The organism is Pseudomonas fluorescens (assembly GCF_902498195.1).
Lineage (GTDB): Bacteria > Pseudomonadota > Gammaproteobacteria > Pseudomonadales > Pseudomonadaceae > Aquipseudomonas > Aquipseudomonas fluorescens_BU.
Genome location: NZ_CABVIY010000002.1, coordinates 1065167 through 1088814 on the forward strand (window position 1 = coordinate 1065167; position 23648 = coordinate 1088814).

A 23648-nucleotide genomic window follows, 5' to 3' on the forward strand; every position below is an offset into this window, starting at 1 on the left:
TTCTTCGCCCTCATCAACAGGAATTAAAATGAGCGAAAGCTTTGCGGAACTCTTTGAAGAAAGCCTAAAGACCCTGAACCTTCAGGCAGGCTCCATCATCACCGGTGTTATCGTTGATATCGATTACCAAGCTCGCTGGGTAACCGTTCACGCTGGCCTGAAGTCCGAAGCACTGATCCCGCTGGAGCAGTTCTACAACGACGCTGGCGAACTGAACATCAACGTCGGTGACGAAGTTCACGTTGCTCTGGACTCGGTTGAAGACGGTTTCGGTGAAACCAAGCTGTCCCGTGAAAAAGCCAAGCGCGCTGAATGCTGGATCGTTCTGGAAGCAGCCTTCGCAGCCGAAGAAGTGGTCAAGGGCGTTATCAACGGTAAGGTTAAAGGCGGCTTCACTGTCGACGTTAACGGCATCCGTGCGTTCCTGCCAGGTTCTCTGGTTGACGTCCGTCCAGTGCGCGACACCACGCACCTGGAAGGCAAAGAGCTGGAATTCAAGGTCATCAAGCTCGACCAGAAACGCAACAACGTTGTCGTTTCCCGTCGCAGCGTCCTCGAAGCCGAGAACTCCGCCGAGCGTGAAGCTCTGCTGGAATCCCTGCAGGAAGGCCAGCAAGTCAAAGGTATCGTCAAAAACCTCACCGATTACGGCGCATTCGTCGATCTGGGTGGCGTCGATGGCCTGCTGCACATTACCGACATGGCTTGGAAGCGTATCAAGCATCCTTCCGAAATCGTCAACGTTGGCGACGAGATCGATGTCAAGGTTCTGAAGTACGATCGCGAGCGCAATCGTGTTTCCCTGGGCCTGAAGCAACTGGGCGAAGATCCATGGGTTGCTATCAAAGCCCGTTACCCAGAAAGCACTCGCGTTACCGCTCGTGTAACCAACCTGACCGACTACGGCTGCTTCGCTGAGCTGGAAGAAGGCGTTGAAGGTCTGGTACACGTTTCCGAAATGGACTGGACCAACAAGAACATCCACCCTTCGAAAGTCGTACAAGTCGGCGACGAAGTGGAAGTTATGGTTCTGGACATCGACGAAGAGCGTCGTCGTATCTCCCTGGGCATCAAGCAGTGCAAATCTAACCCTTGGGAAGATTTCTCTGGCCAGTTCAACAAGGGCGATAAAATCTCCGGCACCATCAAGTCGATCACCGATTTCGGTATCTTCATTGGTCTGGACGGCGGTATCGACGGTCTCGTTCACCTGTCCGACATCTCCTGGAACGAAGTGGGCGAAGAAGCCGTTCGCCGCTTCAAGAAGGGCGACGAGCTGGACACCGTTATCCTGTCGGTTGACCCAGAGCGCGAGCGCATCTCCCTGGGTATCAAGCAACTGGAAAGCGATCCGTTCTCCGAGTACGTTCAAGAGAACGACAAAGGCGCCATCGTTAAAGGCATCGTGAAGGAAGTTGACGCTAAAGGCGCCATCATCACTCTGGCCGACGATATCGAAGCGACTCTGAAAGCCTCCGAAATCAGCCGTGACCGCGTTGAAGACGCGCGTAACGTTCTGAAAGAAGGCGAAGAAGTAGAAGCCAAGATCATCAGCGTTGACCGCAAGAGCCGTGTAATCCAGCTCTCGATCAAGTCGAAAGACGTTGAAGACGAGAAAGAAGCCATCCAGAGCCTGCGCGACAAGCCAGTAGCTACGGATGCTCCAGTAGCCACCACCCTGGGTGACCTGCTGCGTGCTGCACAAGCGGAAAAACAGAACTAAGTTCTGACTTTCTGTAAAAAAGGGCGACTTCGGTCGCCCTTTTTTGTGCCCGGATTTTGGAGGATTGCAAAGGATTGTTTAATGGGTGAAACAAATTCCGGTCGACTGAGGTCTCTTTCTTTAACAGGATCAATTGTTTAAATGCAGCTAGTCTTAGCCTGAAGCGAACAGTGTCCCGGCACATTGCCTGGCATAAGGAAGTGAATGAACAAGCTCATTGTTGCAATAGCAGTCGTTGCGCTGTCGGGCTGTACAACCAATGCCAGGACACATGCCGTGCGCGGGGTCAGCGGTATTGAAATCGATTGTTCAGGCTTGGGTTCTGGCTGGGAAAAATGCCGCAAACGGGCAGACAGGGAGTGCAAGGCTTCGGGCTACAAGGTTGTCGCAAGGTCTGATGACGCCAGGGAAGAGGATGAATTCCCCTTTGGATTCAATCCGGCGGGCTACCTGACGCGCACGATGCTGGTTATCTGCAGGTGACCAGAGGAGCGGGCTGGCTGCGATTGAATGTGGTGGGATTGACTGCTTCGTTGTTTGGCAGAGCATGTCGTAACTCGGACTGTTCAAATCCTTCCGGGCATGCTAAAACCTTTGAAGCGATTTTCCTAGCTGCTTGAAAAAGAAGGGAAAAATATGACGAAGTCGGAGTTGATCGAACGAATTGTCACCCATCAAGGGCTGCTCTCATCAAAGGATGTGGAGCTGGCCATCAAGACCATGCTTGAGCAAATGTCACAATGCCTGGCCACCGGTGATCGCATCGAGATCCGTGGCTTCGGCAGCTTCTCCCTGCACTACCGCGCACCGCGGGTTGGTCGTAATCCGAAAACCGGTCAGTCTGTCAGCCTTGACGGCAAGTTCGTCCCGCATTTCAAGCCGGGCAAGGAATTGCGTGATCGTGTGAACGAGGATGAGGAGGAAGGTCTTTGACTGCCGCCACTCTTCAAGGAGCCACTGATGCGTAACCTGAAGCGTGTTTTACTCGCGGTATTCGTTCTGTTGCTAGTTCTGGCGATCCTGGCCTTCGTTCTTGAAAACCAGCAATCGGTCAGTTTGCTGTTTCTTGGTTGGGCGGGGCCGCAGCTGCCAATATCACTGATCATGGTCCTCGCGCTGTTGATTGGAATGGTGATAGGGCCAGTCTTGTCCTGGTTGTTGGGGCGTTCCTATAGGGTTTCGCGTAAGCGCATGATTTGATGCGACTAGCTGCAAGTCTCTGTGCGATCAGCAGCTGATTTATATCCATTAGTAAATCCGTCATTAAGCTGTAAAATGTCGTATTCGACTCGTGACGGGATGTTCCTGTTTCGGTTCAAATTGCTCCTGTCTGAGGTCTCGGCAGACTTGATGCCTTATCGCACTCATGGATTGGACAGTGCTCGTTTGGCGGCTCTGTCAGCAGCTAAAGGGTATGTTTTCGCGTGAAAATTCTAGTTACCGGGGGCGCCGGGTTCATCGGGTCGGCCGTCATCCGCCATATCATTTCCAACACTTCCGACTCCGTCGTCAATGTCGACAAGCTGACCTATGCTGGCAACCTTGAGTCATTGGCCAGTGTTAGTCAAAATTCGCGTTATGTATTTGAGCGCGTGGACATTTGTGACCGTGAGCAGATCGATCGTGTGCTGCTCGAACATCAACCGGATGCCATCATGCACCTGGCGGCAGAGTCCCACGTTGACCGCTCGATCTCTGGTCCATCCGAGTTCATACAAACCAACATCATAGGCACCTACACGTTGTTGGAAGCCGCGCGTCAATATTGGCTTGCGCTGGATGACGTGCGCAAAGCTGATTTCCGCTTTCACCACATATCGACTGATGAAGTTTATGGTGACCTCGATGGGCCGGATGAGCTCTTCACGGAAACCACTCCGTATCAGCCAAGTTCTCCATACTCTGCCAGCAAGGCCAGTTCCGATCATTTGGTTCGCGCATGGACCCGGACTTACGGCTTGCCCACACTTATCACCAACTGCTCGAACAACTACGGCCCTTGTCACTTCCCTGAGAAGCTTATTCCATTAGTCATTCTCAATGCACTGGAAGGAAAACCGCTGCCTGTTTACGGTAAAGGCAATCAGGTCCGTGACTGGCTGTATGTCGAAGATCATGCCCGCGCGCTGTATAAAGTCGTAACTAAGGGAGTTGTCGGCGAGACGTACAACATTGGTGGTCATAACGAAAAGCAAAACATCGAAGTGGTTCATGCTCTATGCGCGCTACTTGATGAGCTGCGACCAGACTCCGCCCATCGTCCGCATTCAAGCCTGATTACCTACGTACAGGACCGCCCGGGTCATGACCAGCGTTATGCCATTGATGCGAGCAAGATCCAGCGGGAATTGGGGTGGGCGCCCGAAGAAACGTTCGAGAGCGGAATCCGGAAGACAGTCGAATGGTATCTCAGTAATAGCGACTGGGTTGCACATGTGAAAAACGGCACATACCTGCAGTGGATCGACGACAACTACGCGAATCGTTCGGACCAGGCATGACAATCCTTCATTGCGGAAAAAACGGCCAGGTGGGTCGGAGGTTACAGCGTCTCCTCGCGTCACTCAGTGTGTTGATCGCGCCGGGTCGTCATGCCCCTGTAATAGGTCTGGCGGTTTGTCCGCCCAGGGTGTGCTGCGCGCGAAAATCCTCCAGATCAACTCGTATGCCATCGTCTATGCTGCAGCTAATACCGCCGTCGATAAGATCGCATCAGAGAGTAATCGTCGGGTATTGATGGCGCCAAGCTTCCCAAGAAGTTAAAAAATTCTTTGATGGCGAGAGTCATTATTTATCATTTGAAGGGTTTCAGAATATGCAGGTTGATTCGAATAAAGCTGAGGTCATTGATGGCCTCGATTTGCATGCGCTGATAATCGCGCTTTGGCGACAAAAGATTATTATTTTATGTGCTGCGTTGTTTGGAGCGGTTGTTGCTACGGCCTACGCGTTTCTCTCTGAACCTATCTATGAAGCTAAAGCATTTATTTCGCCGCCTACTCAAAATGATGTCGAGAGCCTGAACTACGGTAGAACCATCAAGAACAAATTACCTCACTTGACGGTTAAAGATGTTTATACGGTTTTTCTTAAGAATTTGCAGGGTGAATCACTCCGCCGTGAATTTTTTGATCATACCTACCTGCCGGCATTGGGTTTGAGTGAGGATCCAAAAGGTTTGATTTATGAAAAGCTGTCGAAGGACTTAACAATTTCCATCGTCGGGAAAGAGGCCGGAGACCGCTACGCCGTTGTCGCGCAAAATGGTAACTCCGAATTGGCGGCAAAATGGGTGACTCAATACCTTGATCGGGCGAACGAGCTTGCCGTCCAGGAGATTAATAAGAATATCTCCAGCGAGTTTGAGGTTTATGCGCAAAACCTGCATCAGGAAATTGTTTCGCTGCGTGAAGTGGGAGACAAGACTCGTGAGGACAAGTTGGCGAAGCTTCAAGAAGCGTTGATAGTTGCTCAAGCCATTGGCCTGGAAAAGCCAATGATCATCGGTGGCAATGCGACATCCTCGCTCAGTATCACCGGTAGTATGGATGGTGATCTTATGTATATGCGCGGAGCAAAAGCGCTCGAAGCCGAAATCGAGAACCTGAAAAGCAGAAAATCTGACGATCCGTTTATCAATAAACTACGTAACGTTGAAACTGAGTACGGGTTTTATAGAAAACTTTCCGAGAACTTCAGGCAGGTCAAGGCATTCAGGATGGATGGTGCTGTAGAAGAGTCTGGCTCGCCAGTCAAGCCCAAAAAAGCGCTGGTCATTCTAGGTGGGTTGGTGCTTGGGTTGATGCTGGGTATCGTTGCTGCATTCATTCGGAACTCATTTTTTGTAAGTGGGCGTAAGTAGCAGCGTTCAACGCATTGATGGGTCTTGAAAAATCTTCAAAGGTGGTATTAAACGAGCAGGAAAACCGATAGGTAGTGACTATCGGTTTTTTTGTTTTGTGTGCGTGATCTCTATATTTGCCATTCAACGGCAGCATGCTAAAGTTTTGGCAATAAATTGTGTGGTGCTTTAATTCGTGTTTTCGGGTGTAAAAAAACAAACAGATGTACAATTGTGCTGGTTAGTCACTTGTTGTGTATCAATGTTGGTGAAGAGCCTAGGATCAGGCGTTGAGGAAAAAGTATGAAAGGCATCATTCTGGCGGGTGGTTCGGGAACTCGTTTGTATCCGCTGACGAAAGGCGTATCCAAGCAATTGCTTCCGATTTACGACAAACCGATGGTTTTCTATCCCCTTTCCGTACTCATGCTCGCTGGCATACGGGATATTCTCATTATTACGACGCCTGAAGACCTGGCCGGATTCCAGCGTCTGCTTGCGGATGGTAGCCAGTTTGGCGTGAAGTTGAGCTACGCAGTTCAGGAAAGCCCTGACGGTCTGGCGCAGGCTTTCCTTATTGGCGAAGAATTCATTGGCAAGGACTCTGTCTGTTTAGTACTTGGCGATAATATTTTTTACGGCCAAGGTTTTTCGCTAATGCTCCAGGAGGCATCAAATCGAAAGCAGGGTGCTACGGTATTTGGCTATCAGGTTAAGGATCCTGAACGATTTGGCGTGGTTCAATTCAATGATGAGCGCAAAGCGATATCAATTGAAGAGAAACCAATCAAGCCAAAATCGAACTTTGCGGTCACCGGGCTGTATTTTTATGATAATGATGTGGTTGAGATCGCTAAGCAGGTAAAACCATCTGCTCGTGGCGAATTAGAGATAACATCTATTAATCAGGCATATCTGGACCGTGGAGATTTGCATGTTGAACTTCTCGGGCGTGGGTTTGCCTGGTTGGATACTGGAACACACGAAAGTCTCTTGGAAGCGTCCCATTTCGTCGAAACTATAGAGAAGCGCCAAGGTTATAAAATTGCCTGTCTGGAAGAAATTGCCTACAACAAAGGCTGGTTGAGCGCTGAAGCGCTTACCAAGACGGGTAACGAACTTAAAAAAAATAGCTATGGCCAATACCTGCTCAGTCTGGTTGAAGAGCTGGATGGTAAGTAATAATTCAAGTTTGGAGCTTATTGCTAAGTAGGTGGTCTATGGCGTATTTGAGCGCAAAACAGTTGAACGAGCTTGGCTTCAAGAAGCTTGGTAAAGATGTGAAGATCAGCGATAAGGCAAGTATTTATAATCCGGAATTGATTGAGCTCGGTGATTGCACCCGCATAGATGATTTTTGCGTGGTATCAGGGCGTATCACATTTGGTAATTATAATCATATTACCCCCATGTGCTTGATCGCAGGTGGTGAGCCTGGTATTGAATTTGCGGATTTTTGCACGCTGGCCTATGGCGTTAAAGTATTTGCACAGTCGGATGATTACAGCGGCGCGACGCTCACTAATTCCCTTATTCCCAAAAAATATAAAGATGAAAAGTTTGAAAAGGTCACGCTTGAACGGCATGTAATAGTCGGGGCGGGATCTACGATAATGCCAGGCATCACGATTAAAGAGGGATGCTCGGTGGGCGCCATGGCGCTAGTGACTAAAAGTACTGAACCCTGGGGAGTTTATGTGGGCGTTCCTGCGGTGCGTGTCAAGGACCGCAAGCAAGATCTCCTGGCTCTGGAAAAACAGTTTTTGGATGAACTAAAATGACGATTCCATTCAATAAGCCACCTTATACTGGAAATGAAGACCAGTATGTGATCTCTGCCATGCGAGGCGGTAAAATGTCAGGTGATGGAGAATATACTCTTCGTTGCCAGCGCTGGTTCGAACAAAAACTGCAGTGCAGGAAGGCGCTGTTGACACCTTCATGTACTCAAGCGCTTGAAATGGCAGCGTTATTGATTGACATCCAGCCGGGCGATGAAGTGATTATGCCTAGCTATACTTTTGTCAGTACAGCTAATGCATTTGTGTTGCGTGGCGCGAAAATAGTATTTGTCGATATCCGTCCGGATACCATGAATATTGATGAGTCACTGATCGAAGCAGCGATAACGGATAAAACGAAAGCTATTGTACCTGTGCATTACGCTGGCATCGCATGTGAAATGGATGAAATTATGGCCGTCGCAAATAAGCATGGTCTTTTTGTCGTTGAGGATGCAGCCCAAGGAATGATGTCAACCTATAAAGGTAAGGCATTGGGTACTATTGGTCATCTGGCTGCGTACAGTTTTCATGAGACAAAGAACTATACAAGTGGTGGCGAGGGCGGATTATTACTTATCAATGACGAACAATTTGTTGTTCGCGCAGAAATTATCAGGGAAAAAGGAACTAATCGTAGTTTGTTTTTTCGTGGGATGATTGACAAATATACCTGGGTCGATGTCGGAAGTAGTTATTTGCCAGGTGAGCTTCAAGCGGCTTACCTTTTTGGCCAGCTCGAAAAAGCAGATGAGATTAACCAGGCGCGAAGAGATATTTGGAATTGCTACCGACTGGGATTGCAAGAGTTATCTGATACAGGACGTATTCAGCTTCCCGACATTCCTGAGGGATGTGTGGGCAATGCACACATGTTTTATATCAAGGTAAGGAATATTGAAGTTCGCACGAAAATTATAAGCAACCTGAAGGAACAGGGTATCGGTGCGGTTTTTCATTACGTTCCGCTGCACTCGGCGCCTGCGGGGTTACGACTGGGGCGTTTCAATGGTGAGGATGTCTATACGACTGTTGAGAGCGAACGTCTTATTCGGTTACCTGTTTGGTATGGGATGCAAGAATCAGAGGTAAAGTCAGTGGTTGCTGCAGTCATCGGTGCGGTTAATGCAACTTGCCAATAAGATTGTTGCCGGAAGTGTAGATAACAGGCGTGCGCTGATCAGCGCCGCTTTAACCACTGTCGCCCAGCTCTCAAAAATAGCGGTTGGGTTCGCGTTCATCAAATTAATAGCGGTGTACCTCGGGGCAGGAGGTATGGGGCAGCTTGGTCATTTCATGAGTGCAGTGACCATTCTATCCCTGCTCGCGGGCGGTGGTATAGTCAATGGGTTGATCAAGTATGTCGCTCAATTCAAAAGACAACCGAAAAAGCTATTGGCCACGATTGCTGTATCGAAATCTTATTCTTTGATATTTTGCACGGTTGTTGGTGTTTTGGGCTGCGCTTTTTCCACATTACTTTCTGATTATATTTTCAAGACGCCGGACTATAATTGGGTTGTCATATTTCTTTCCGTGGCGCAGTTCGGGTTTGCTTTTACCAACCTGGTCACTGGTGTAGCAAATGGCTTGAGGGATACCAAAACCTACGCAGTTATTCAGATTGCAGGTAATGTGCTTGTGCTTCCCGTCAGTTGGATACTCATTCAGAGTTTTCATCTGGTCGGCGCAGCCATATCGATGATTCTGTTTTTTCTCCTTTATTCCGTACCTGCAATGTACTTCTACCGTAAATCTCTATTTTTCAGGTTGCCAATAGGGTTTAAATACGAGAGAGCCGGGTTCGAACGATTCATGGCTTATACATTGATGGCTACAGTCGGTGCGATTAGCGTGCCACTGGTTGAAATCATCATTCGTGAGCAAATAATAGAGCACGTGGGATTTGTAGCAGCTGGTATATGGCAGGCCTCAATTAAATTATCAAGCGCATACATGGGTTTTTTCACCATTTTCCTCGCTGTGTATTTCATGCCCATGGTCGCGGAAAAGGTTAAAGTTGCAGAAATTACTCCTTTGGTTTCGAAGTTTATCAAGCTTGTGATGGCGATTTTTCTTTTGGGGGCATCTGTTTTTTATCTTCTCAGGCAATATCTTATTCCACTACTGCTGTCTGCTGAGTTCGTCGACCTTGATGGATTGATTAAATATCAGTTGCTGGCGGATTTTTTCCGTGTCACTACATATGTAATAAGTTTTATAGTTGTTGCCAAGGCGGCGCTCAAAATCTATTTGTTCAGTGAAATCACCCAAGGCTTGGTTTTTTGTATATTGAGTCTATGTTTTTTGAATTCTGGGTTAGGTGTCGAGGGCGTTTTTGTTGCTAACTTGATGATGAATATTGTCTATTTTGTTGCTTCAATTTTTGGTTTTATGATCTACAGAAGGAGAAATGTGTGATGTTGTCCGGTAGTGTGGTTGTGTCCTGTTATAATCAGGAAGATTACATAGTTGAATGTTTGGATAGCATCCTCGATCAGCAAGTTAATTTTGAGTGTGAGATCATTGTTTCCGACGATTGTTCCACCGACCGTACGCAAGAGCTGATTCGCACGTATTCCGCTAAGCATCCAGGTAGACTAAAGCCTCTATTGAGAGATAAAAATGTTGGAGCAGCTCTAAACTATCATGGCGTTCATAAGATGGCGTCCGGGGATATTGTTTTCCATTTTGATGGTGATGACGTAATGCTTCCCGGGAAGCTTCAGCAACAGTATGACATTTTTATAAGCAACCCGGATGTGAATGTTGTTTTTCATAAAGCTGTCTACTTTTCGGATGATGGATCGTACGCTTCAGAAACTCAGTATCCCGGAGGGCCAAGGGGGGGGGTATCCTTTATTTCTCTACAAGAAATGGCACGTTGGGGAGCCATCGCTGTTCACAGTTCCTATGCTTATCGGCGCAACTCCAGGAAAGCAGTAATTGAACGGGAATTTATGGAGTGGTTTTTCGTCATTGACTCCTTACTCCCGGGAAGCAAAGCAGCTTATATAAATACGGCATTAGTAAAATACAGATGTAATCCGGCGGCAGGCTCATATCTTTCCACAACGAAAGGAAAAATCAAGAGTTATACAATTTTCTTTGACGACTTATACGGATATTTCCATTCGTTACCAGCGCTCAGAACAGATCTATACTCTAATTTTCTTGTGACATTTTTGGCGATGGCGAAGTCTACTCATAAATGCACGGCCAAAAGCCTAATGTTTTTAATGCGAAATATATATTATTTTCGTCTCAAAAAATTCATCGATGCTGTGAGTGTTCGAAAGCGTGTAGGACCAGAAAGTAAGGTACGTTGAAATCATGCGTTGTAACCTGGAGTGGAACGAGGCGATAGAATGACCGGTTTGGATCTTTATGGCACAGCATTATATGCGGTCAGTGCTTTTTTGTTTCTATTCGCAGGCGTAAAGGTTCTGGTGCCAGATCGTCGGGCTGTGCTTGCCTATAGAGCGCTTGAAATTTTCGTTGTTTTTGTCACTATTGTAATAGTTTCGGACTATGTGGCTAATAGGCCATTTGATATGGAAGGTGATACCGCAGTTTATGTCAATTTTTTCAATGACTTGAACTCGGGGTTAGAAAATCCTTTTGAAACGTTTGAACCAGGTTTTATCGCACTGGTCAGGTTATTCGGCTACTTAGGTCTTGATTGTCGAAATTTTTTCTACTTGATTACGTTCATGTTTTTATGGTCGTACTATCTATTGAGTAAAGCGGTTTTTGGTCGCCAGTCCGTTTGGTCGTTGTTTGTCTTCGGATTGCTTCTGTTTTACCCGTTCTTCTTTTCGTTGACCGCTAATATTATTCGACAAGGTTTTTCGTTGTGTTTTATTAATTTCGCCTTGCTTTTTGTCGCTAAGGGATACCGTTATCGCGGGGGTGTTTTCAGTATTCTCGCAACGTTGTTTCATAAGTCGTCTATTGTCTATTTTCCATTCTTTCTCTTCAGAAAGAGAATTTCTCATGTCAGCGTGTATGTCGTGCTGGGTTTATGGGGCGTTGTTTCTGTTGCTTCTTATCTGAAATTGTTCGAACTGCTGGTTGTCATATTGTTTGAATTTTTGTCTGGTTATGGCTTGGTTGTGAATTACAGCGATGTGGAAAAAATTGATTATGTGACCGGGTTTCGATGGGATTTCTGGGCGTTTTCATCATTTGCTGTTTTTTTATTGGTGGCGATCAAGCTGTTAGGACAAGGCCATAAAAAAGAAGTCTATGTGTTTTATGTCAGTGCGTTCCTGGCCTGCCTGCATATTGCAATGTTTGATGTGGCCTACAATGACCGGTTTGGAATTTACTCCTGGATTTTCTATCCGTTGGAACTGGGGTATCTCATTCGAGCTGTCGGCGCCAATATTGCGGCTGGTAAACAACTCAAAGATATGCAAACCCAAGTTATCGTATAAAAGGGCTCAGTATGCGGGTATTACTAACAGGCGCCAAAGGTTTTATTGGGAGCAAACTGCTCCTGTGTCTTTGTGCAGCGGGCCATGAAGTCAGGGTGGTAACACGAAGCTCCTTCGAACATGACTCCAGTGGCGTCGAGGTGGTGCATGCTGATTTAACGAGTGCTGAAACGGATTTCGATAGTTTGGTTTCGGGCTGCCACGTTATTTTCAATTGTGCAGGGGAGATCCGTAACGAGACGGCCATGCACGATCTTCATGTGCAGGCGACAGAACGCTTGGTTGAAGCTGCGAACCGCGCGGCAAGCAAAGATATCCCGATCCACTTTGTTCAACTTAGCAGTGTTGGTGCGTACGGGCCTGCCCGAGGTATCGTCCGGGTCGTTAACGAAGCTACTGTGGAAAACCCGCAAGGCACCTATGAGGAAACAAAAACGCTTGGTGACTCGTTGGTTATGAAGAACAGGAGCAATCTGTTCTATAGCTACTCAGTTTTGAGACCCTCCAATGTGTTTGGGCAAAGCATGACGAACAATTCGCTTCGTCAATTGGGCCGGATCGTTAACAAGGGGTTGTTTTTTTACATAGGCTCTGCGAAGAAAGATGCGATAGCTACTTATATTCACGTTGACGATGTGGTCTCCGCATTGATGCTTTGCGGCTTCGATCAACGAGCCAAAGGGGGAATTTTCAATCTTTCCAACGACTGTGCGCTTGCGGATTTGATTGATGGAATAGCGGATGCGTTGAGCGTTCGGCGTCCGCGATCGAGTGTTCCAGAAGCTCCAATGCGCGCTTTGGTCAGCATCGCTAACCGTTTTTTGCGCTTGCCTGTAACGCAGGCGCGTATCGATGCACTCGTATCCAGGACTAGCTATCCTTCGGCCAAAATGCAAGAAACCTTTGGTTTTGTCCCTGAGAAAGATGTGCCGGGGACGATTGCGGAGCTGTTTGTGGATAAGCGGATGCCGTGATGAAGCCAGTAGCATTTGTGTTCTGCCGGTAGGTGTTAGACAATGTCAGCGATTTCTTTTGTGTATGTTGCAGGTTGTGGACTCTGGAGTTAAGCGCTCTAAATAGAGCGTTCGTCGCCGCCAAGGCATAAGAGGGATAATTTCATTGCAGGTCAATAATTTAAAAGTTGCTCGAGTGTCAACAGTTCCATTCTTTGTACTGACTCAGTTGAGAGCTCAGATTGAAGCTCTGGGTGCTTCGGGAATGTCCGTTACTGTGATTGCCAGTAACGACGAGATGAGTGACGAACTCGCAGAGAACAAAAAATTGACTTATCTGCCAGTGAATATCGAGCGAGAAATTAACCCGGTCAAGGATTTTCTCAGTCTTATTACATTGGCTCGTGTATTCAAAAAAAACAAATTTGACATTGTTCACTCCACTACACCCAAGGCCGGATTGCTATGTGCGGTGGCCGGTTTGTTTTCAGGCACCAGGATCCGGTTGCATACGTTTACCGGGCAGCCCTGGGTCACTATGAAGGGAATCAAGCGTTCGATTTTAAAGTCGTGCGATAAGGTTATCGGCTCACTTAATACTCATTGTTATGCAGATAGTCATAGTCAAAGGGACTTTCTCGTCTCAAATGGTATCATCAAGGCTGATAAAATATCAGTTTTGGGCGCGGGTTCGCTGGCTGGTATTAATCTTGATCGATTTGATCCCGCTCGTTATAGTCCGGAAGTTTTGAGTTCTTTGCGGGATAATCTAAATATTCCCGAGTCTGGCAAAATTGTATTATTTGTCGGAAGAATTACACCTGATAAGGGTATTAAAGAGCTTGTTACGGCATTCAGTGCGGCTGTTGACAAGAGCGGTGATGTCTATCTCGTCTTTGTTGGGCCATTTGAGTCGGCTGGAGAAGATATTCTCAATGATGTTACCGATGCCAAGGTACGCAACAATATAAAGGTTGTCGGTTATTCCGAAGAGCCAGAGAAGTACATGGCGGTCGCTGATGTGTTGTGTTTGCCTAGTTATCGTGAAGGGTTCGGTACCGTAGTGATTGAAGCGGCCGCTATGGGCACGCCAACTATTGGGACTGATATATATGGACTTTCTGACGCGATACTGGACGGCGAAACCGGGATATTGGTACCCGTCAAGGATTCTGTCGCACTTGAAAAAGCCATAGTCTCTACTTTAGCAAATGCGCCACTGTTGTCATCGCTGGGTGCCGCAGCCCGCAAAAGGGCTATCACTGATTTTAGCTCCAGTGCATGCTCTGAGTTGTTGATCAACGAGTACAGGAGGTTTTTTAATTGACTACCGACCAAGCTCCAGTCCTTAAGCGCGTCGTGGTCACGGGTGCCAGTGGATTTGTCGGCGGCGCATTGATCAATACTTTGGCTGAGCATCGCCATTATTTGCCCGTACCTGTTGCTCGTTCAAATAGCAATCTCGATATGGCGAATGCGTTCCGGATTTCGGAATTATCATCTTCTACCAATTGGGGTCATATTCTGAAGGATGCCTCAGTAGTCATCCACGCCGCAGCACGTGTACATGTGATGAAGGAGGTTGCTTCCGATGCATTAGCCGAATTCAGAAAGGTAAATGTCGAGGGTACTATCAATCTCGCACGTCAGGCAGCGGATGCTGGGGTGAAACGCTTCGTCTTTATCAGTTCGATCAAGGTGAACGGTGAGAGCACCGCGCTCGGTCATCCCTTTACCGCTGAAGATGCACCGGCTCCGTCGGATCCCTACGGTATTTCCAAGCATGAAGCTGAAGAAGCATTGAGACTATTGTCTGTAGAGACTGGAATGGAAGTGGTCATCATTCGTCCTACACTGATTTATGGTCCGGGCGTCAAAGCCAATTTCCGAAACATGATGGCTTGGCTATACAAGGGTATTCCTTTACCTTTTGGCTCCGTTGGTAACAAACGAAGCCTGGTTTCACTCGATAATCTTGTCAGTTTGATTATGGTTTGTCTTGAGCATCCAAGCGCCGCCGGTCAGACCTTTCTGGTCAGTGATGGGGCTGATTTGTCTACCACCGAGTTGTTGGAGCTTACTGCAAAGGCCCTTGGGGTAAAGAGCCGACTACTTCCTGTACCTGGACAATGGATGGCGTTTTGCGCGAATGCACTAGGTCGTCGTTCCATATCGCAACGGTTGTTCGGATCACTACAGGTCGATATAAAAAAAACTCAGACTCTTCTTGGCTGGCACCCAACAGTAACAGTAGAAGAAGCCTTGAATAGAACCGCACAAGACTTTCTGGCGCATCATTGATGAAAAATTTATATTGGGTATTACCCTTGGTGTTCATCGGCGCGCTCATAGGCACCGCTGTGTTGCGCCGATATGCACTTACCAATAGTTTAATAGACGTGCCTAATGCTCGAAGTTCCCACGTAATACCAACCCCTCGCGGAGGGGGTGTGGCGATTGTGCTTTCCTACATTGTCGGGGCGCTATTTCTTGCCCTGACTGACCAGCTTCAATGGTCCCTGACCTGGGCTGTCGTTGTGCCTGGCGGTCTGGTAGCGCTAATCGGTTTTCTCGACGATCATGGGCACATCGCCGCACGTTGGCGCTTGTTAGGTCACTTTATCGCCGCAATCGCCGGGATGATCCTGTTTGGCGGGTTACCCGCGATTCACATGTTCGGGATGTCGATCGATTTTGGATGGGCGGCTTACTTGTTGGGTAGCTTTTACCTGGTCTGGTTATTGAATCTTTACAACTTTATGGACGGAATCGACGGCTTGGCGAGTATGGAGGCGATATTTGTTTGCCTCGGCGGTGCGCTTTTGTATGTCATTTCCGGAAACATCAGTTTCATGTGGGGGCCGATAGCGCTGGCTCTTGCCGTAGCAGGTTTTCTGTACTGGAATTTCCCCCCGGCGCGTATTTTTATGGGAGACGCTGGTAGTGGATTTCTTGGACTCACGCTGGGCTTCCTGTCGCTTCAGGCAGCATGGGTCAGCCCTCACTTGCTGTGGGGATGGTTGATTCTCCTTGGCGTGTTCATCGTCGACGCGACCTGTACGCTTTTTGTCCGCCTGATGAGAGGCGACAAGGTCTACGAGGCTCATCGCAGTCACGCTTATCAGCACGCCTCGCGGCGCTTTGGCGGACATTTGCCTATTACCTTGTCCGTGACCGGGATAAATGTAGTTTGGCTATTGCCAATTGGCATTTTGGTAGCGCTGGGCAAAGTCGATGGTTTTATCGGTTTATTGATAGCTTACTCATTGTTGATTGTGTTGGCCCTGCGCTTTAAAGCGGGTCAGCGCGAGAGGTGAGCGAGATGTCTGCTTTTGCTCGATGTTCAACTCGTGCAGGAGCGGAGCCGTCCTTTGAAGTTGTTTGAGATAAATGCGATTGAGCTTTAAGCTTGTCGCCTGCTTTTTTAGAAAGGGATATTGAAATGCTTCGCCAATGGCTACTGCAGCTTCCTCGGCGGCAAAAAAGGCTGATGCAAGTTGCGACCGATGTTTTGCTGGTCTGGGCCGCGCTTTGGTTGGCATTCGTGGTTCGTTTAGGGATTGATGAGGTCATAAACCCACTCACCGCTCACACTTGGCTATTCCTGTGTGCCCCCATTGTTGCGATTCCACTGTTTATCCGGTTTGGCTTGTATCGCGCGGTTCTACGCTACTTCGGTAACGATGCACTGATCGAAATCGTCAAAGCGGTAAGCCTCTCGTCCCTCATCCTCGGCCTCGTAGTCTATTTGTACAGCAATCATCAGACGGTCGTTCCCCGTTCAATCATTTTCAACTACTGGTGGCTCAGTCTGCTGATGATTGGTGGGTTGCGGCTGGCGATGCGTCAGTATTTCCTCGGCGATTGGTTCACCGCTGCCCAGCACGTTCCGTTCACAAACAGGGATAACGGACTGCCTAAGGTTGCCGTGTATGGTGCCGGGGCGGCCGGTAACCAGCTTGTTGCGGCACTTCGAATCGGGCGTGTTATGCGTCCCGTCGCCTTCATCGACGACGATGGCAGTATTGCCGACAGGGTCATTTCAGGCTTGCAGGTTTACAAACCCAAGCATATCCAGCAAATGATTGATGCGACGGGGGCCCAGGAAATTCTGCTGGCCATCCCCTCGGCCGATCGGGGAAGACGCCGGGAGATTCTCGGGTTTCTTGAAGGTTTTCCGCTACATGTTCGTAGTGTCCCCGGGTTTATGGACTTGGCCAGTGGCCGTGTGAAAGTCGACGATATCCAGGAAGTGGATATTGCGGATCTGCTGGGCCGCGACGCCGTGCCAGCACAGGGTGACCTGCTTGATCACTGCATCAAGGGGCAGGTTGTCCTGGTGACGGGAGCCGGCGGTTCGATCGGTTCTGAGCTGTGCCGGCAGATCCTTGCGCTTCGACCCACAACTCTGCTGCTGTTCGAGCATGGTGAGTTCAACCTCTACAGCATTTTGTCCGAGCTCGAACAACGAATTGCCCGCGAATCCTTGCCGGTGAAATTGCTGCCGATCCTCGGCTCCGTGCGCAATCAGGACAAGCTGCTGGATGTGATGAAGACGTGGCATGTCGACACGGTTTATCACGCAGCGGCTTACAAGCACGTGCCGATGGTTGAGCACAACATTGCCGAAGGTGTGCTCAACAATGTCATTGGTACCTTGAATACTGCTCAAGCCGCATTACAGGCCAATGTTGCCAATTTCGTGCTGATTTCCACGGACAAGGCCGTAAGGCCAACCAATGTGATGGGCAGTACCAAACGCCTGGCCGAGATGACGCTCCAGGCACTGAGTCGGGAATTGGCCCCCGTTATGTTCGGCGATACATCGAATGTTTCTCGAGTCAATAAAACCCGGTTCACCATGGTGCGTTTCGGTAACGTGCTGGGTTCTTCGGGATCGGTCATACCCTTGTTCCACAAACAGATCCAGCTAGGTGGTCCGCTCACGGTCACTCATCCGAAGATCACGCGCTATTTCATGACCATTCCTGAAGCGGCGCAACTCGTGATTCAGGCTGGCTCAATGGGTCAGGGCGGGGATGTTTTTGTCCTCGACATGGGCGAACCGGTGAAGATCGTGGAACTGGCGGAGAAGATGATTCATCTCTCAGGCCTTAGTGTGCGTTCGGAGAAGAATCCCCATGGGGATATCGCCATTCAATTCACTGGCCTTCGGCCGGGGGAAAAACTATACGAAGAGCTGTTGATCGGCGATAACGTCGCGGCCACGCCGCACCCCATGATCATGACGGCTACCGAAGACTACCTTTCCTGGGATGTTCTCAAGGCCAAATTGACCGAGTTGCTCGCGGCCGTGGACCAGGACGACTACACCCGCGTCCGTCAACTCCTGCGCGACACCGTCAGCGGCTATACCCCCGACGGCGAGATCGTCGACTGGATCTACCAGCAACGTCGCCTCGAACCCTGATTGTTTCATATTCGGTAACGGACACATTTTTGACAGGCTCCGGACATCGCCTAAGTTTGGGAGGCAGCTTTGGAAAAGCTGCTTCCTCAATCGATGTCATGGAGCTTCAACTATGCGTACTGGCTTTTTTTACTCTTTGGTTTTTGCCTTTCTCACGACTGTCTCAATGGCCGCTCACGCGGCTCCTGTGGTCAAGCCAGAGGCTGGCAACGCACCCTTGATGCAAGAAGTTTCTCCCAAGTCCCAAAACGGCAAGATCGATCTCAACGTGGCTGATGTACCCACTTTGCTGCGTGAGCTGTCCGGTGTAGGCGAGGCGAAGGCCAATGCGATTGTTGCGTATCGTGATATGAACGGACCGTTTGCATCGGTGGACGAACTGCTGGAAGTGAAGGGGATCGGCAAAGCGATTCTGGATCGCAACCGTGAGAAGCTGGAAGTGAACTAAGCTGATTATTCAACGCCAAGGGGCCGGTCATTGACCGGCCTTTTTTCATTCCGGCGCACGTATCGGTGATCGCCATCTGTCGCCGGGCTGAAAATTATGCCTATCATATGCAGATTAGATTATGCCTATAATAAATCAGGTTTCCTTACGGCGCCTTGAATCCAGGCGCTTGGCATTTCCTTGAGCATCCCACAGGAGCACTGTCATGAATTTTGCCCAGTCCCAAGGTACGGCCCTCGTCACCGGTGCTTCTTCCGGTATTGGGGCGATTTATGCGCAACGCCTGGCGTCGCGTGGTTTTGATCTGTTGTTGGTTGCTCGTGATCAGCAGCGGCTGGATGAGGCCGCAGGCAAGTTGCGCGCTGAGTTTGGCGTTCAGGTCGAGGTGCTGAAGGCGGACCTGACGCAAAAGGATGATGTGCTCAAGCTTGAGCAACGGTTGCGCAGTGATTCGAGTATCAGCTTGCTGCTGAACAACGCCGGCGTTGCGGCGGATGGCTTGTTGGCCAATGCCGATACCGATCAGCTCGAAAAAATGATTCAGTTGAACGTCACGGCGGTCACACGTTTGGCATCGGCGGCAGCGGCGAGTTTTGCCAAGGCGGGACGCGGAACGATCATCAACATTGCATCGGTGGTGGCGTTGTTCCCCGAGCGCTTCAACGCCACCTATAGCGCCAGCAAGGCTTATGTGTTGAGCCTGACCCAATCATTGAATGCCGAACTCGATGGCACCGGAGTGAAGGTCCAGGCTGTCTTGCCAGGCGTGACACGTACCGAAATCTGGGAGCGCTCGGGTATAGACGCCTCACAGATTCCGGCCGAGATGGTCATGGAGGCGGGTGAGATGGTCGACGCGGCGCTATCGGGTCTGGACCAGGGCGAGTTGGTCACCATTCCGTCGCTGCCGGAGGCGGCCGACTGGGATGCCTTCGTCGCGGCACGTCACGTACTGGCCCCCAACCTGTCCAAAAGCAAAGCCGCCGCGCGTTACAAATAATGCGTGAAGGATCTGCACGAGGTATTGCGGTATGAGTGATCGTCGAGTGGTTGTAACGGGCATGGGCCTGGTTTCTCCTTTGGGAAGCGGTGTGGAAGTGGTGTGGAAGCGTCTGTTGGCCGGACGTTCCGGGTTGCGCAATTTGCCGGAAGAAGTGGTTGCCGATTTGCCGGCCAAAGTCGGTGGTGCGGTACCGACCCTGGTGGATGATGCCGAGGCGGGGTTCGACCCGGACCGTGCAACGCCACCTAAAGAACAGAAGAAGATGGACCGCTTCATTCTGTTCGCCATGGAAGCGGCGCGTCAGGCGCTGGAGCAGGCCGGTTGGCAAGCACAGACCGCCGATAGCCAGGAGCGCACGGCCACTATTATCGGTTCCGGCGTGGGTGGTTTCGGTGCGATTGCCGATGCGGTGCGCACCACGGACAGCCGCGGGCCACGGCGCTTGTCGTCTTTCACCATCCCTTCGTTTCTGGTCAATCTGGCAGCCGGGCATGTGTCGATCCAGCACGGATTCAAAGGTCCGCTGGGCGCACCCGTGACGGCGTGTGCCGCCGGGGTTCAGGCGATTGGCGACGCGGCGCGGCTGATTCGTTCCGGCGAAGCGGATATCGCGGTCTGTGGCGGCGCGGAGGCGGCGATCGATCGGGTCAGCCTCGCCGGGTTTGCTGCCGCTCGTGCATTGTCCAGTGCGTACAACGACAGCCCGGGGCTTGCTTCACGTCCGTTCGACAGGGGGCGTGATGGTTTTGTCATGGGCGAAGGTGCCGGTCTGTTGGTGATCGAATCCCTGGAACATGCCTTGGCCCGTGGCGCCACGCCACTGGCGGAACTGGTCGGTTACGGCACCAGCGCTGATGCCTATCACCTGACCGCAGGACCCGAGGACGGCAGCGGTGCACGCCGGGCGATGTCGCTGGCGTTGGCTCAGGCGGGAGTAGCCCCGGAGCAGGTCCAGCACCTGAATGCCCACGCCACCTCGACACCCGTTGGCGATCTTGGAGAACTGGCGGCGATCAAGGCCTTGTTCGGTGCGAAAAACGGCATCGCGGTGACGTCCACCAAGTCAGCGACCGGTCATTTGCTCGGTGCGGCAGGCGGGCTCGAAGCGATCTTTACGCTGTTGGCGATCCGCGATCAGGTCGTACCGGCGACGCTCAACTTCGAGAATCCCGATCCTGCGGCCGAAGGCGTGGACATCGTCCATGGTCAGGCCAGGCCGATGGTCATCGAGTACGCGTTGTCCAATGGCTTCGGGTTCGGCGGGGTCAATGCCAGCGTGCTGTTCAAGCGCTGGCAGGGTTAGTCCCGGGAGTGCTTGAGATGTTTGCGCGCGACGTCGAGGATCCGTTGGGCGAACTCGACGTCGGCGACGCTGCGCGATAACAGCAGGGCCCCGACCAGTGCTGCCATGATGACAATGCTGCGCTCATCAGTGTTTTCACCTTCAAGGGTGCTCTCGATCTGGTCGAGTCGGGCCTTGAGCACAACGTCGCTGGTCGGGCTCGGTTGTCCACGCAAACCCAGCTCCGAAGAAATGGTCAGCAATGGGCAACCCTCGTGGGGCGAAGTCTTGTGCCATTCAGACAGGTAGGTATCGATGAAGGCTTCGAGGGGGTGATCCTCGGCGAAGATTTGCGCACACAATCCGTCCACCTGGTCGCCGGCGGCCTGTAGCGCTTTTTCCACCAATTCGTCCTTGGACTTGAAGTGCGAATAAAAGCCACCGTGAGTCAAGCCCAGCGCTTTCATCAGGGGTTGCAAACCGGTCGCGCCGATACCGTCACGGCGAAAGCGCTCTGAAGCTTCCTTGATGATGCGTTGGTGAGTCTGGGCTTTATGGTCCTGCGAATAACGCATCTGATATCTCCACATCAATGCGCCATATTAACCAATGAAAATTAAATGGTGACTGTACTTCTACTTCTAAAAAGCATGCAGATGCGTCGATCTGGTCTGAAAGCCTGCAAGTACTGGCACGAATAGTGACTACGAAGTTGCTGACAATTGCTGAACTGACCTGGCGCAAGTAAGAGCAAAGAGATCGCAGCCTTCGGCAGCTCCTACAAGGATTATGCGTTTCCCTGAGGGCGCTGCTGAAGATCTGCGATCTTTTGAACTAGCGGTCCTGCGCATCCTTGGCGTCCGCTTCCGCATTGCGCTCCGCCACGCGTCGGCGTTGTTCATCGGTCAGATCGACCTTGGTGGCGGTGTCACGCAACATCATCAAGCCGCCAACGATCGAGCCGATGGCGACGATTAGAATCAACCAGGCATACCAGGGCATAGGGTTCTCCTTGAAGGCAGGCCGATTGGCGGGTTTCGCCAATCGATCGTGCTTACCACTATTGAGTGATGTGTTTTCGCAGTGGTTCCATTCTATGCCTGTTCCGCTCAATACCCCATGAAGTGCGCACCCTCTTATAGGAGCTGCCGCAGGCTGCAATCGTTTGATCTTCAAAAATCAAGACCAAGAGATCGCAGCCTGCGGCAGTTCCTACGGGAGATAGCGTTTTAAAGCCCGGTCAACATCGCATCCGCCGGTGCGTCGGCACGCAGTTGTGCGGTGAGTACGAAGTACACGAAACCCACGACCATGAAGCCGAGGAAGATCAGCCCGATCAGCGTGTTGAACCAGGCCATGGCGACCAGGCACACCACCGCCAGCACCAATGCAATGAAGGGCACCAGCGGATAGCAGGGCGCGCGGAAGGTGCGTTCAAGGTTCGGTTCGGTTTTACGCAGTTTGAACAGGCTGAGCATGCTCATGATGTACATCACGATTGCACCGAACACGGCCATGGTGATCATCGCGGCGGTCAGCGTCATGCCGCCGAGATTGATCAGGCCGTCGCTGTAGATCGCGGCGATGCCGATCACGCCGCCGGCGATGATCGCCCGGTGCGGCGTCTGGAAACGCGACAGTTTGGCCAGGGACGCCGGCAGGTAGCCGGCACGGGCGAGGGCGAAGAACTGCCGCGAGTAGCCGAGAATGATTCCGTGGAAACTCGCCACCAAACCGAACAGACCGATCCACACCAGCATGTGCAACCAGCCCGAGCTTTCGCCGACCACGGTTTTCATCGCCTGCGGCAGCGGGTCGTTGATGTTCGCCAGGGCGCGCCAGTCGCCGACGCCACCGGCAAAGAACATCACCCCCATTGCCAGCAGCACCAGCGTCAGGATGCCGCTGATGTAGGCCTTGGGAATCGTGCGTTTCGGGTCCTTGGCTTCTTCGGCGGCCATGGCCGCGCCCTCGATGGCGAGGAAGAACCAGATCGCAAAGGGAATCGCCGCAAACATCCCGGCAATTGCCGGTGCGCCGAACACATCCGAGCCGGCCCAGCCATTGAGGGCGAAATTGCTGAAGCTGAAGGCCGGTGCAACCACCCCCATGAACACCAGCAGCTCTGCCACCGCCAGCACGCAGACCACCAGTTCGAAGGTCGCCGCCAGCTTCACACCGAGGATGTTCAGGCCCATGAACAGGATATAGGCGCCCACCGCGGCGTGTTTCGGGTCGAGGGCGGGAAACTGTACGTTGAGGTAGGCGCCGATCGCCAGGGCAATGGCCGGTGGCGCAAAGACGAACTCAATCAGCGTCGCCAGCCCGGCGATCAGTCCACCCTTCTCGCCGAAGGCGCGGCGACTGTAGGCAAAAGGGCCGCCGGCATGGGGAATGGCGGTGGTCAGCTCGGTGAAACTGAAGATGAAACAGGTGTACATGGTGGCGACCATAAAGGAGGTCACCAGAAAGCCCAGCGTCCCGGCCACGCCCCAGCCATAACTCCAGCCGAAATACTCCCCGGAAATCACCAGCCCGACCGCAATACCCCACAGATGCAGCGTGCCCAGCGTGGGTTTGAGTTGTGTGTTCATGCGCTTGCTCCCTGAACGGTTTGTAAAGCTCGGGGAGGGCGATTGCAGTGGGCGTGCCATTTTGCAGTTGCGGGTCGTAAAGCACGAAAAGCTGTCGTATCGGGGATGTTTGCCCGTGGATGTGGGCAACAGGTGCGCCAGTTCTGGGCGTTA

The 23648-nt window shown here is 51.0% G+C and carries 23 protein-coding genes; 20 read left to right on the forward strand and 3 right to left on the reverse strand.

Translation table 11 applies throughout. From position 1 onward, the window contains the following. Positions 1 to 28 precede the first annotated feature (28 nt). The 20 genes from rpsA to fabF all read left to right on the forward strand — a co-directional run bounded on the left by rpsA (position 29) and on the right by fabF (position 20922). Entirely contained in the window at positions 29 to 1723 is a 1695-nt protein-coding gene (rpsA, locus tag F8N66_RS10440; protein ID WP_047527094.1) for a 30S ribosomal protein S1, read from the forward strand. A 204-nt stretch (positions 1724 to 1927) separates the two neighbouring features. After that, a complete protein-coding gene (locus tag F8N66_RS10445) occupies positions 1928 to 2206 on the forward strand; it encodes a hypothetical protein (protein ID WP_150770072.1) in 279 nt (92 codons plus the stop codon). 153 nt (positions 2207 to 2359) lie between these two features. Further along, positions 2360 to 2656, forward strand: a complete 297-nt coding sequence (ihfB, locus tag F8N66_RS10450) for an integration host factor subunit beta (RefSeq protein ID WP_003369729.1) — start codon at positions 2360 to 2362, stop codon at positions 2654 to 2656. A 27-nt stretch (positions 2657 to 2683) separates the two neighbouring features. Next, positions 2684 to 2923, forward strand: a complete 240-nt coding sequence (locus tag F8N66_RS10455) for a LapA family protein (protein WP_150770073.1) — start codon at positions 2684 to 2686, stop codon at positions 2921 to 2923. A 224-nt stretch (positions 2924 to 3147) separates the two neighbouring features. Then, positions 3148 to 4224 carry a dTDP-glucose 4,6-dehydratase gene (rfbB, locus tag F8N66_RS10460; protein WP_150770074.1) on the forward strand — a complete coding sequence of 359 codons (1077 nt, stop codon included), beginning with the start codon at positions 3148 to 3150 and terminating at the stop codon, positions 4222 to 4224. 314 nt (positions 4225 to 4538) lie between these two features. Further along, on the forward strand, positions 4539 to 5585 hold the full coding sequence (locus F8N66_RS10465; protein WP_150770075.1) for an LPS O-antigen chain length determinant protein WzzB: 1047 nt from the start codon (positions 4539 to 4541) through the stop codon (positions 5583 to 5585). A gap of 282 nt (positions 5586 to 5867) precedes the next feature. After that, entirely contained in the window at positions 5868 to 6746 is an 879-nt protein-coding gene (gene rfbA / locus F8N66_RS10470) for a glucose-1-phosphate thymidylyltransferase RfbA (RefSeq protein WP_150770076.1), read from the forward strand. 38 nt (positions 6747 to 6784) lie between these two features. Then, positions 6785 to 7345 carry an acyltransferase gene (locus tag F8N66_RS10475; protein WP_150770077.1) on the forward strand — a complete coding sequence of 187 codons (561 nt, stop codon included), beginning with the start codon at positions 6785 to 6787 and terminating at the stop codon, positions 7343 to 7345. Continuing rightward, the gene (gene rffA / locus F8N66_RS10480) at positions 7342 to 8487 is read left to right on the forward strand and encodes a dTDP-4-amino-4,6-dideoxygalactose transaminase (protein ID WP_150770078.1); all 1146 of its coding nucleotides are present in this window, start codon (positions 7342 to 7344) and stop codon (positions 8485 to 8487) included. Before F8N66_RS10475 ends, rffA begins: the two co-directional genes overlap by 4 nt. After that, the gene (locus tag F8N66_RS10485) at positions 8471 to 9766 is read left to right on the forward strand and encodes an O-antigen translocase (RefSeq protein WP_150770079.1); all 1296 of its coding nucleotides are present in this window, start codon (positions 8471 to 8473) and stop codon (positions 9764 to 9766) included. The genes rffA and F8N66_RS10485 overlap by 17 nt, the downstream gene beginning before the upstream one ends. Next, positions 9766 to 10674, forward strand: a complete 909-nt coding sequence (locus F8N66_RS10490) for a glycosyltransferase family 2 protein (RefSeq protein ID WP_150770080.1) — start codon at positions 9766 to 9768, stop codon at positions 10672 to 10674. Before F8N66_RS10485 ends, F8N66_RS10490 begins: the two co-directional genes overlap by 1 nt. Before the next feature lie 39 nt (positions 10675 to 10713). Further along, on the forward strand, positions 10714 to 11784 hold the full coding sequence (locus F8N66_RS10495; protein WP_150770081.1) for an EpsG family protein: 1071 nt from the start codon (positions 10714 to 10716) through the stop codon (positions 11782 to 11784). Between the two features lie 11 nt (positions 11785 to 11795). Further along, a complete protein-coding gene (locus tag F8N66_RS10500; protein WP_150770082.1) occupies positions 11796 to 12758 on the forward strand; it encodes an NAD-dependent epimerase/dehydratase family protein in 963 nt (320 codons plus the stop codon). Positions 12759 to 12903: 145 nt separating this feature from the next. Next, positions 12904 to 14064 (forward strand): glycosyltransferase family 4 protein, encoded by a 1161-nt coding sequence (locus F8N66_RS10505; protein ID WP_150770083.1) that lies wholly within the window; start codon positions 12904 to 12906, stop codon positions 14062 to 14064. Then, a complete protein-coding gene (locus F8N66_RS10510; RefSeq protein WP_150770084.1) occupies positions 14061 to 15038 on the forward strand; it encodes a UDP-glucose 4-epimerase family protein in 978 nt (325 codons plus the stop codon). The genes F8N66_RS10505 and F8N66_RS10510 overlap by 4 nt, the downstream gene beginning before the upstream one ends. Beyond that, positions 15038 to 16054 carry an MraY family glycosyltransferase gene (locus F8N66_RS10515; RefSeq protein WP_150770085.1) on the forward strand — a complete coding sequence of 339 codons (1017 nt, stop codon included), beginning with the start codon at positions 15038 to 15040 and terminating at the stop codon, positions 16052 to 16054. The genes F8N66_RS10510 and F8N66_RS10515 overlap by 1 nt, the downstream gene beginning before the upstream one ends. Before the next feature lie 125 nt (positions 16055 to 16179). Continuing rightward, positions 16180 to 18168 carry a polysaccharide biosynthesis protein gene (locus tag F8N66_RS10520; RefSeq protein ID WP_191622950.1) on the forward strand — a complete coding sequence of 663 codons (1989 nt, stop codon included), beginning with the start codon at positions 16180 to 16182 and terminating at the stop codon, positions 18166 to 18168. A gap of 112 nt (positions 18169 to 18280) precedes the next feature. Beyond that, the gene (locus tag F8N66_RS10525) at positions 18281 to 18616 is read left to right on the forward strand and encodes a ComEA family DNA-binding protein (RefSeq protein WP_150770086.1); all 336 of its coding nucleotides are present in this window, start codon (positions 18281 to 18283) and stop codon (positions 18614 to 18616) included. 205 nt (positions 18617 to 18821) lie between these two features. Beyond that, positions 18822 to 19616, forward strand: a complete 795-nt coding sequence (locus F8N66_RS10530) for an SDR family NAD(P)-dependent oxidoreductase (RefSeq protein WP_150770087.1) — start codon at positions 18822 to 18824, stop codon at positions 19614 to 19616. Positions 19617 to 19647: 31 nt separating this feature from the next. Next, positions 19648 to 20922, forward strand: coding sequence for a beta-ketoacyl-ACP synthase II (fabF, locus tag F8N66_RS10535; protein ID WP_150770088.1), 1275 nt, complete (start codon positions 19648 to 19650; stop codon positions 20920 to 20922). On the opposite strand, the gene F8N66_RS10540 is transcribed toward fabF, so the two are convergent. The 3 genes from F8N66_RS10540 to eat all read right to left on the reverse strand — a co-directional run bounded on the left by F8N66_RS10540 (position 20919) and on the right by eat (position 23495). Then, positions 20919 to 21476 carry a TetR/AcrR family transcriptional regulator gene (locus F8N66_RS10540; RefSeq protein ID WP_150770089.1) on the reverse strand — a complete coding sequence of 186 codons (558 nt, stop codon included), beginning with the start codon at positions 21474 to 21476 and terminating at the stop codon, positions 20919 to 20921. The two genes, fabF and F8N66_RS10540, sit on opposite strands and share 4 nt — an antisense overlap. Before the next feature lie 259 nt (positions 21477 to 21735). Further along, a complete protein-coding gene (locus F8N66_RS10545) occupies positions 21736 to 21903 on the reverse strand; it encodes a DUF2897 family protein (protein ID WP_150770090.1) in 168 nt (55 codons plus the stop codon). A 227-nt stretch (positions 21904 to 22130) separates the two neighbouring features. Further along, entirely contained in the window at positions 22131 to 23495 is a 1365-nt protein-coding gene (gene eat / locus F8N66_RS10550) for an ethanolamine permease (RefSeq protein ID WP_150770091.1), read from the reverse strand. Positions 23496 to 23648: the final 153 nt, after the last annotated feature.